Source organism: Streptomyces sp. GbtcB6 (genome assembly GCF_019091475.1).
Lineage (GTDB): Bacteria > Actinomycetota > Actinomycetes > Streptomycetales > Streptomycetaceae > Streptomyces > Streptomyces hyaluromycini.
Genome location: NZ_JAGXJL010000062.1, coordinates 40,914 through 50,238, shown reverse-complemented (window position 1 = coordinate 50,238; position 9,325 = coordinate 40,914). Strand labels below are relative to the sequence as shown.

The following is a 9,325-nucleotide window of genomic DNA, read 5'->3' as shown; positions in this document are numbered from 1 at the left end:
GCAGCCGGTCCGGATAGGGCTGCAACCACAGCACCTCGCCGCCGGTCGCAGGCTCCGGGCGGTACTTGGCGAGCAGGTCAAGGCAGGCGTTGGTGGCGATCCGGTACAACCAGGCCCGGAACGTCGACCGCCCCTCGAAGGTCTCCCGCCGCCGCCAGGCACGGAGGAATGTTTCCTGCACGGTGTCCTCAGCGTCCTCGAACGACCCGAGCATCCGGTAGCAGTGCACGTGCAGCTCCCGCCGGTGCCGCTCCGCCAGCCCCGAGAACGCCGGCTCGTCGACCTCCCCCAGCCCGCTCACGCCCAGCTCCTCCAGCCGAGTGTCCGCACTCATCACGTCGTCCTTCCGCCTCGTCATGTCCCGTCGTAGGTGTGACGGGTGCGGACGCGAAAACTCATCACCAAGGTCGGCCGGCATGGCTGATCCAGTGACACGACCTCGGCCCACAGGCCGGCCCCACGGCAGGATGCGTCGCCCTGCCGGCCTCGGTGATGACCGAGATCATCCGCTGGATCGACCCGGCCCAGCACCCGGTAATCGCCATTCACCAGCGCCCGCGCGGCGATGCATGACGGTCAGGGGCCGCAGGTCGAGAACCGATCCGCGGCCCCTGACGGGACTCGGAGCCGACCCCACGCCACAGGCCCTCGAACCGGTAAAAGGGACACATGGCTCGCCAAGGGCATACGCACCACGGTGTCCACCAACAATCCCCATGCCCCGCTACGGCGCGTCCGTCCTGTACGGTCCCTGGCCAGACGTGCCGTACTTCCCCACGGACTCAAACCTGCGACCATTGTCGACGCCCTACCGGTTCAGCCGGACGACGCTCCAGATCACCAACTGCTCGCCCAGGAACAGCGGCAATCAAGCGCCGGCCACGGCGTATGCCGACACGGGGAGCGGCGCTACCGCGGTTCCCGAATGCGGTGATCAGCGGTGAATGCGTGCGACCAGCGACCGGAATGCGTCGCATACCTCGGATATGGCATGTGTGGCAATATGTCATGTGTGGCTTTTGGTGCTGAAGACAGGCGAGAGGAGTGCACCATGATCGCCAAGCTGCTCGGCAAGCTGTCCTTCACCCGCCACTACGGTGCGTACGGGGCCCACGAATGGGATGCGTACGCCGGCAACGACTAAGGACTGACCGCACTGCTGGCGGGCGCCCAGAGGCGCCCGCCAGTTGCCAGCCACGCTGCCGACGACATCTGCCTGGACAGGTACGAGAGCCAGGGACGATCTCATGGGCCGAAGGAATGAGCCGCCGCGGTTGCCCGAAGGCAGCTTCGCGGCCTGGAGCCGCGACCGGCTGGCACTGGCGCGCCGTGGCGCTGAAGAGTGCGGGGACGTCTGGCAGCTGGAGCCGGGTGTCTACGTAGCCGCTGCGGCCGGGCCGTGTGAAGCGGTCCTGCGCCGCGCGCAGGACTTCCCCAAGGCACCCTCGCCTCTCTTCCCGCCGTTGAAGCGGTCGAGCGGAGCGCCGACAACCGAGGAGCGTGCGCACGCTCACGCCGCCCGCATGCGCGGACTACGTGCGCAGGCGGTTGCGGCCCGGATCGGTGAGATCGCGCCCCGGACCGCTCGATTTGCCGACCGGTGGCCCACGGACCAGGACGTCGAGATTCTGCCCCCGATCCGGCACGCCCTGGCGGAGATCGGCGTGAGCTACCTCTTCTCCGAAGACGCTCCCGCCCTGCTGCCCTATGCCTCACAGCTCTTCCTGGCCCGGGAGGTGCTCGTACGCCCCTCGCGTTGGGTATGGCCGCGCTGGATCCCCACACCGGCACGACGGTTCCGCACCCGGCAGCAAGTCGCCTTCACCGACGCCTTGCGGCCCATCGTCCGCCGGCGTCGTTCATCGGGCCGGCTCGGTGACGACATGCTGGGGCAGATGCTCCGGCCCTCCCCGCACTACGGCCTGCTGCCGGAAGAGGCCATCCTCGACACTCTCCCCGGAATCACCGTCGCCACCTTCGAGACCCCTTCCCGGGCAGCCGGATGGATCCTGCTCCACCTGGCCCGGCACCCCCGGGCAGCGGGCCGCGTCGCTGCCGAAGCCGCCTCGCTGCCCGCGGACCCGGCCGCGACGACCAGCACCCACCTCGGCAGCCTGCAGTACACCCAGGCACTGGTGAGCGAGGTGCTCCGGCTGTACCCCCCGAGCTGGCTGCTGACCCGGCGCGCCCCGCGACAGACCCAGCTCGCCGACTACACCATCGACGCCGAGTCCACCGTTCTCGTCTGCCCCTACACCGCCCACCGCGACGCACGGGAATACTCCGAGCCGGACCAGTTCCAGCCCGAGCGCTGGCTCGATGATTCGGGCTCGCCGGCGAAACCCGGGGCCTTCCTCTCTTTCGGCACCGGACCGCATGGCTGCGAGGGAGCCGCTCTGGCCATGGCGATGCTGACGCTCCTGACCGCGCAGACCGCCCGCCGCTACCAATTGAGCGAGCCGCCCGGACCGGAACCCTGCTACCAGGTCACCACCCTCGAAGGCCTCGCGACTGTCGGCTTGCGCCTGCGCGCCACCTTGCGCGACTGAGGCAGTCCTGCTTTCGGTCGCAGACCGCCTCCATCAGCGAACAGCGAACGTTGATGAAGTTCGAGTGCCGTTCCGCACCCGCCCGGATGACCGGCTCATGGTTCGCTCAACGTGTGTCGCCGGTCGAACTCGCCCGCGAGCATGCCCATCATGACGAGGTCGTGGTGCCGGCCGGCGAAGAAAACGTGTTCCCGCAAGCGCCCCTCCTCGGTGAAGCCGAGCCGACGGAAAAGTGCCAGCGACGGCTCGTTGTGGGCGAAGACCGCTGCCAGGCATTTGTGATAGCGCCGCTCGGCGAACATGAAGCGCAGCAGCAGCACTATGGCTTCTGCCGCGTAGCCCTTGCGCCGGCGGTCAGCGCCGATCGTGACATCACACTCGAACCAGCCTGAACGAGGGCCGGTGCGATGCGAGCCGACTGTGCCGACCAGCTCTCCCGTGGCCGTCGCCTCGACTGCCAACCGGAAGCGGTCGTCATCGCACTCGGCGGCAACGGCCTGCTCCTTCGCCCAGGCACGGTAGCTCTCGGCGGACCGCGGCAGATCCAGCCGGCTCCCTCGCGGCCCGCCATCGTCGTCGGCGAAGCGCATGAACGCTGTCCAGTCGTCGGGCTCGACAGCGCGTAGGCGTACCCGATCACCAGTCCAGGACGATGCCATGCCCTATTTGATCACGCTGCTGTGCGCGCGAGGCTCAGAGGCACACCGAGGCAGGTGTTGCCCGTCCGGGTCTCTGGCCTGCGGCCATCTGGTCGATCAACGCTGGACTCGCCGGTATCGGTGCCGCTGTTACGCTGATTCTCTGACCGTATTTCGGCGCACCGTGCCACACGGTTTCCGTCGAAACGCGCCCCCGGAGCGGCGCCGGCGCGCAGGGTCTGCAGCCCCCAAAAGTTGTCGTTGATCTTTCCCGATGTGAGGGGTACGCGCAGTGCGCGTCCCTGGCTCCGGAGGCGTTCCGGATGCACGGTGAGGAAGCGCTGATGTACGACCCGGACCCCGACGACGCCCGGCGCGACCCGGGGCTGCACGCCACGGCGGCGTGCCCCGTCCCTGCGATCCTGGTCGACCGGCTGGATGCACGGCACGCACCGGCGGAGGCGGCACCGCCATGACCGGTGCCGACAACCTGCGTGAGTTCAGGCGTGACGGCCGCATCGTGGTAGTCGGGGCGTCGCTGGCGGGGCTGCGGGCCGCGGAGGCTCTGCGCGCCGAGGGTTTCACCGGATCGCTGACGATGATCGGTGACGAGCTGGGCGAGCCCTACGACCGTCCCCCCTTGTCCAAGCAGGTGCTGACGGGGTGGGTGCCGGCCGGGGGCACCACGCTGCCGCGACGTCGTGACATCGATGCGGAGTGGCTGCTGGGCGTGCCCGCGAGCGGTCTTGACCTGGCCACCGACCACGTGCGTCTCGCCGACGGACGCGAGGTTCCCTTCGACCGGGTGCTGATCTCCACCGGGGTGCGGGCCCGCCCGTGGTTCGTCGAGTCCGAGGCGGCGCTGGACGGGGTGTTCGTCGTTCGTACCCGCGAGCACGCCGAGGGTCTGCAGCGGGCCCTCGCTGCCGGGCCCTCCCGGGTGCTGGTCATCGGTGCGGGATTCACCGGCTCCGAGATCGCCTCCATCTGCCGGGAGCGGGACATCCCGGTGACCGTCGCCGAACTCGCGCCGTACCCGCTGGTCGGGGCGCTCGGCGCGATGGTCGGCGAGGTGGCGGCGGAGATGCAGCGCGCCCACGGTGTCGACCTGCGGTGCGGGGTCAAGGTCACCCGGCTGGAGGGCGACGCCCAGGGACGGTTTCGCCGTGCCCACTTCGACGACGGCAGTACGGTCGACGCCGATGTGGCGGTGGTGGCACTCGGGAGCATCCGCAACACCGAGTGGCTGCGGGAGTCGGGACTGGCGGCGGGCGTGTGGGGAATCACCTGTGACACGGGGTGCCGCGCCCTCGACATCAATGGCCGCGTCACCGACGACGTCTTCGCCGCGGGAGACGTGGCACGTTGCCCGAACCCCTTCTACGAACACCGGCTCATCGCACTGGAGCACTGGGCCAACGCCGTGGAGCAGGCCGAGGTCGCGGCACACAACATGCTCCATGGCCAGGCGGAGCGCTGGCCCCACCTGTCCGTCCCGCTGTTCTGGTCGATCCAGTTCGGCGTCAACATCAAGTCCGTCGGCGTGCCGACCTTCGCCGACGAGGTGGTCGTCACCCAGGGGTCGGTGTCCGACCACCGCTTCGTCACCGCATACGGCTATCGGGGCCGCGTCACAGCCGCCGTGAGCTTCAACAACGGCAAGTGGCTGGACCACTACCGACGGTTGATCGAGGCGGCCGCGCCTTTCCCGCCCCCCTGGCCCACGCCGGACCAGCCGGCCGACATGAAACCGGTGCCCGTCGACTTCCCCGGCCCCGCCCTGCTCGCGCAGGGCGCCACGGTGGTCGTCACAGGCCATGAACCGGGTGAGCGCCGCTTCACGGCCGTGCACCGGCATCGGCATCGGCATCGGCATCGGCAGGAGGAAGGCCGGACGACCACGACCCGGACGTCCGGCACGTCCGGCACGTTGCAACGGATCTTCGACTACTCCGCCCGGGCCGACCCCTACCCGCTGTATGCCGAGTTGCGCAGGACGCCGGTGGCCCGGCAGGAGGACGGCAGCTACGTCATCAGCACCTATCGCGCGATCACGGACATACTGAACGACCCGCATCTGAGTTCCGACGTGCGCAATCTGTCGTCTCCGATGCCCTCGGTCGAGGGAGGGGCCCCGTCGTCGTTCATCCACATGGACTCGCCCGAGCACGATCGCCTGCGGCGGATGGCGACGCGTCACTTCGGCCCCCCGCACACCCCGGGGCTGGTGACCGGACTTGACGGCTTCCTGACCGCCACCGTCGGCAGCCTGATCGACGATCTGGCGGGCAAGGAGCGGATCGACGTCGTCGACGATTTCGCCTTCCCGTTCCCCGTAGCCGTGACCTGTCACTTGCTCGGTGTGCCACGCGAGGACGAGCCGAGGTTCCACCTCTGGGTGAACGACATCATGAACTCGGTCGACTACGACCCCGAGACCGACCCGAAGGAGAAACTGGACAAGGGCGTACAGGCCCGCAAGGACCTGCTCCAGTGTCTCGGCGAGCTGGTGGAACAGCGCCACGGCCGACCAGGAGACGATCTGCTGTCACGGCTGGCCAACGACGACGGGCCCGACGGTCGGATGACCGACGCCGAAATCGTCGCCACCGCCAAACTGCTCCTGATCGCCGGCCACGAGACCATCGTCAACCTCATCACCAACGGCATGCTGACGCTGCTGCGCCACCCGCAGGTGCTGCAGCGGCTGCGCAACGAACCGGATCTGGTTGTGCCGCTGGTCGAGGAACTGCTGCGCTACGAGCCGCCCGTGCACATCATTCCCTGGCGGGCGGCGTACAGCGACGTCACCGTCGCCGACACCGTCATCCCCAAGGGCTCGCAGGTCATGCTGATGCTGGCCTCGGGCAGCCGGGATCCGGACCGCTTCCACGATCCGGACCGCTTCGACCCCGACCGGCGCGACAACCAGCACCTCGGCTTCGGCAGCGGCATCCACCTGTGCTTCGGCGGCCCGCTGGCCCGGCGGGAGGCGCAGATCGCGCTGGGAGAGCTGGTACGCCGCCTCGACCGGCCCAGTCTGATCGCCGACCCGCCACCGTACCGGCCCAGCCCCGTGCTGCGCGGGCCGATCCATCTGGACATCGAGCAGGGTGACGGTTGACGCGGCAGCCGAGGGCAGTTGCAAGGTCGCGCCGCGGACGACGGTTCCTCGGGTCAGTTGCGGGCCGGCCCGGTTTCCGCGCTCAGCCCGCGCCTCCCCACCCGGCCGACGAAGTCGAGCAGCACGGGAAGCACCTCGGCACGGCGCGCATCGAGGAAGAAGTGGCCGCCGTCGAACGCGTGCGAGGAGAAGCCCGCGTCGGTGAAACGGCTCCACCCCGCGACCCGGTCCGGCAGGACGAACGCGTCATCGGCCCCGTACAGCGCCTGTACAGGGCAACTGAGCGGGGGCCGGTCCGGCACCTGGTACGTCTCCGACGCCCACAGGTCGTTCCGGATGATCGGCAGAACCATGGCGACGAATTCGGGGTCCCGCAGGAGGAGGTCGTCGAAGCCTCCGAGCGCCCCGAGGTCGGCCAGCAGATCGGCGTCGTCGAGAGCTCGGGTGTCGCGGAACCGGGCGTCCGGGGCGACGGCCGCCGAGACGACCAGGCCGAGGGGGCCGGCGGAGCGGTCGGACAGGCGGTGCGCGACCTCGTACGCGACCAGCGAGCCCATGCTGTGGCCGAGCAGGACCAGGGGCGTCGCGTCGGTCTGTGCCCAGAGTTCCGCGCACACCCGCTCGGCCAGCGCGGTGACGCTGGGGACGAGCGGCTCGCCGGAGCGGTCGTGGCGGCCCGGGTACTGGACCGCCACCACCTCGACCCAGGGCGGCGTCTTCGACGACAGCTCGAAGAACGAGTTCGCCGTGCCGCCCGCATGCGGAAAGCAGAGCAGGCGGATGTGTGCCCCGCCCCGCGCATGGAACCGGCGCAGCCAGCCGCGGCGGCCCCGGTTCACGACCGTCCCCCGGTCACGGTGCTCCTCATGACAGGAGCAGGGCCGGCCGCAGCGACGCACCGTCCGCTGCCGTCGCCCCGCACGCCGCTGGATCGAGGTCGGCGTAGACGAGTTCGGTGGCTTCCGGTCCGGCTTCGGCCAGCACCGTGCCGTCCGGGCCCCATACCGCGCTGGAACCGCACGCGTGCCAGCCGCCGGTGTGCCCGACGTGGTTCGCCATGAGGACGTACAGGCCGTTGTCCCGGGCCCGGTCGGGCAGCCAGGTGCGGGACTCCTGGTAACCGTTGCCGACGCTGAACAGCGCGGAGAGCAGATACGCGTGGCAGCCGTCGGCGGCGACCGTCGCGGCGTGCTCCGGGAACCCGGAGTCGTAGCAGATGCCCAGGCCCAGTCGCCAGCCGTCGAGGTCCAGGGTGCAGTCACGCGTACCGGGACGGTACAGGCCTGTCTCGCTGCCGAAGAGGAACTGCTTGTCGTAGCGCCCGGCGACGGAACCGGCACGGGAGAAGACGAACACCGAGATGGCGAGGCCGCCGCCGTCGGCCGACACCGCACCGACCACCGCCGCCGTACCGCTGTCCCGGCATGCCTCGGCGATCGGGTCCAGGCGCGGGTCGTCCGCCGAGACCGCGAGGCCGGCCGGGTCCGCGGCGACCAGGTCCGGCTCGTAGCCGCAGAGGAACTTCTCCGGGAACACGACCAGTTGGGCGCCGTTCGCGGCGGCCTCCCGGATCGACGCGGCGACGGTCGCCACATTGCGCACGACGTCGCCGGGCACGGGGCAGGCCTGGGCCGCCGCGATCCTGACCGTGCCGCGCGGCCCGTGGAGCTCTGAAAGCTCAGGCATGCTCGGTGACTCCCTTCCCGGCCGGGGCCGGACGTTGGGCGGCGGCGACCAGGGGCCGCACCGCGAGTGTGGCGACCGCCAGGCAGCCGGCGAAGACCACCCAGCCGAGCGTGCCGTGGTCGATCACCCCCGCGGTCACGATCGTCGGGCCGACGACGAACTGCAGACCGGTACCGAGATTGAAGGTGGCCAGGTACTCGGCTCGGCCCTCCTCGGGCGCCAGGGCGTAGGAGACGCCCCAGCCGCCCGCGGACTGGAACAGCTCGGCCCCCGTCATCACGATGACGCCGGCGATCAGCAGCGCGATGACCACCGGGGTGGCGTGGGTGTGGGCCGCGACGAGGAAGAACAGGCAGCAGGCGACCAGCGCCCAGCCGCCGCGTTGCAGCGCGGTGACGCTGCCGTCCAGGGTGTCGGAGCCCTTCGACGCCCACACCTGCCCGAGGACCGCCACGACCGTGTTGACCACGAGCAGCACGCCGACCGTGGACCGGGGCGCGCCGGTGTGCAGCGTCACCCACAGCGGGATACCGACACCGAGCAGTGAGATGTGCAGGCTGAGCACGCCGTTGATCCCGGCGACGGCCAGGTGCCGCTTGTTGCGGAGGTGGGCCAGTCGCAGGGGTGCGCGCCGGGCCGAGCCGGTCTCGCCGTCGGCCGCCGGTGCCGCGGCCAGCATGGCGGCCGCGATGAGGCAGAACACGGCGTTGCCCAGCATGATCATGGAGAACCCGGTGTGGGTCCCGTAACCGATCGCGACCGTGGCGGCCAGGCCGCCGAGGGAGAATCCGACGTTGTAGACGACCCGGGAGCGGGCCATCATCGCCAGCCGTCCTTCGGCGCCGACGGTGCGCTCCACGAGGGCCTGGTAGATCGGCGAGAGGGCCTGCTGTCCGACGCCGATCATCGCGACGGCGATCAGGAACTGCCAGTAGGAATCGGCGAGAAGCAGCACGCCGAAGCTCAGGGCCCGCCAGACGTGGAGCAGCGCGAGCACCTGGCGGGGGCCGTGGCGGTCCGCCAGCCAGCCGAGGACGGGCTGGCAGACCAGTCCGAGCAGCCCGGCCACGGACAGGCCGAGGCCGACCTGCGCGGCGCTCAGGCCGAGGACGGCCACGAAGTAGACGGCCGAGCCGGCCAGGTAGAGACCGGTTCCGGTGCTGTCGATGAGGCCGATGCCGAGCAGGGTGCGGGCGCCGCGCAGGCTTGCCGCGGGGCCGAGGAGGGCGACGGTGAGTCTGCGGCGCCCGGAGGGCTCGGGGGGTTCAGGGGTGGTCACGGGGCTGGCTCCTAAGGGACGGGCCGGGTGGGGGGGACGGGGGAGGAAC

8 protein-coding genes and 1 pseudogene are annotated in these 9,325 nt (G+C 70.4%); 4 read left to right on the top strand and 5 right to left on the bottom strand.

What is annotated here, in order from left to right; genetic code table 11:
* Positions 1–334, bottom strand: a 334-nt coding sequence (locus tag KVT45_RS47605) for a sigma-70 family RNA polymerase sigma factor (RefSeq protein WP_217557952.1), incomplete at its 3' end; no start/stop codon positions are given.
* A gap of 1,189 nt (positions 335–1,523) precedes the next feature.
* On the opposite strand from KVT45_RS47605, the gene KVT45_RS47600 reads away from it, so the two are divergent.
* Positions 1,524–2,549, top strand: coding sequence for a cytochrome P450 (locus tag KVT45_RS47600; RefSeq protein ID WP_254648402.1), 1,026 nt, complete (start codon positions 1,524–1,526; stop codon positions 2,547–2,549).
* 95 nt (positions 2,550–2,644) lie between these two features.
* Here the strand turns inward: KVT45_RS47600 and KVT45_RS47595 are convergent, their stop codons facing one another.
* Positions 2,645–3,208, bottom strand: coding sequence for a GNAT family N-acetyltransferase (locus KVT45_RS47595; protein WP_217557936.1), 564 nt, complete (start codon positions 3,206–3,208; stop codon positions 2,645–2,647).
* A 218-nt stretch (positions 3,209–3,426) separates the two neighbouring features.
* Between KVT45_RS47595 and KVT45_RS47590 the strand changes: the two genes are divergently transcribed.
* From KVT45_RS47590 to KVT45_RS47580, 3 genes and pseudogenes are all read left to right on the top strand, one after another.
* Complete coding sequence (locus KVT45_RS47590; protein WP_217557968.1) at positions 3,427–3,663, top strand: ferredoxin; 237 nt, start codon at positions 3,427–3,429, stop codon at positions 3,661–3,663.
* Positions 3,660–5,024 (top strand): annotated as a pseudogene (locus KVT45_RS47585) (NAD(P)/FAD-dependent oxidoreductase); the annotation flags it as partial. The gene KVT45_RS47590 and the pseudogene KVT45_RS47585, both read left to right, overlap by 4 nt.
* Positions 5,025–5,297: 273 nt before the next feature.
* Complete coding sequence (locus KVT45_RS47580; protein ID WP_308311088.1) at positions 5,298–6,311, top strand: cytochrome P450; 1,014 nt, start codon at positions 5,298–5,300, stop codon at positions 6,309–6,311.
* Positions 6,312–6,364: 53 nt separating this feature from the next.
* Here the strand turns inward: KVT45_RS47580 and KVT45_RS47575 are convergent, their stop codons facing one another.
* The 3 genes from KVT45_RS47575 to KVT45_RS47565 are packed head-to-tail and all read right to left on the bottom strand — an operon-like array spanning position 6,365 to position 9,276.
* Entirely contained in the window at positions 6,365–7,150 is a 786-nt protein-coding gene (locus KVT45_RS47575) for a thioesterase II family protein (protein ID WP_217557934.1), read from the bottom strand.
* Positions 7,151–7,175: 25 nt separating this feature from the next.
* Positions 7,176–7,997: a carbon-nitrogen hydrolase family protein gene (locus KVT45_RS47570; protein WP_217557922.1), complete on the bottom strand. Its 822-nt coding sequence runs from the start codon at positions 7,995–7,997 to the stop codon at positions 7,176–7,178.
* Positions 7,990–9,276, bottom strand: a complete 1,287-nt coding sequence (locus KVT45_RS47565) for an MFS transporter (protein ID WP_217557920.1) — start codon at positions 9,274–9,276, stop codon at positions 7,990–7,992. Before KVT45_RS47565 ends, KVT45_RS47570 begins: the two co-directional genes overlap by 8 nt.
* Positions 9,277–9,325 lie beyond the last annotated feature (49 nt).

Bases quoted from the DNA above. Each gene is read 5' to 3' on its own strand.
- KVT45_RS47600 (WP_254648402.1), top strand. From the start codon at position 1,524: ATGCGCGGACTACGTGCGCAGGCGGTTGCGGCCCGGATCGGTGAGATC.
- KVT45_RS47595 (WP_217557936.1), bottom strand. From the start codon at position 3,208: ATGGCATCGTCCTGGACTGGTGATCGGGTACGCCTACGCGCTGTCGAG.
- KVT45_RS47580 (WP_308311088.1), top strand. From the start codon at position 5,298: ATGCCCTCGGTCGAGGGAGGGGCCCCGTCGTCGTTCATCCACATGGAC.
- KVT45_RS47570 (WP_217557922.1), bottom strand. From the start codon at position 7,997: ATGCCTGAGCTTTCAGAGCTCCACGGGCCGCGCGGCACGGTCAGGATC.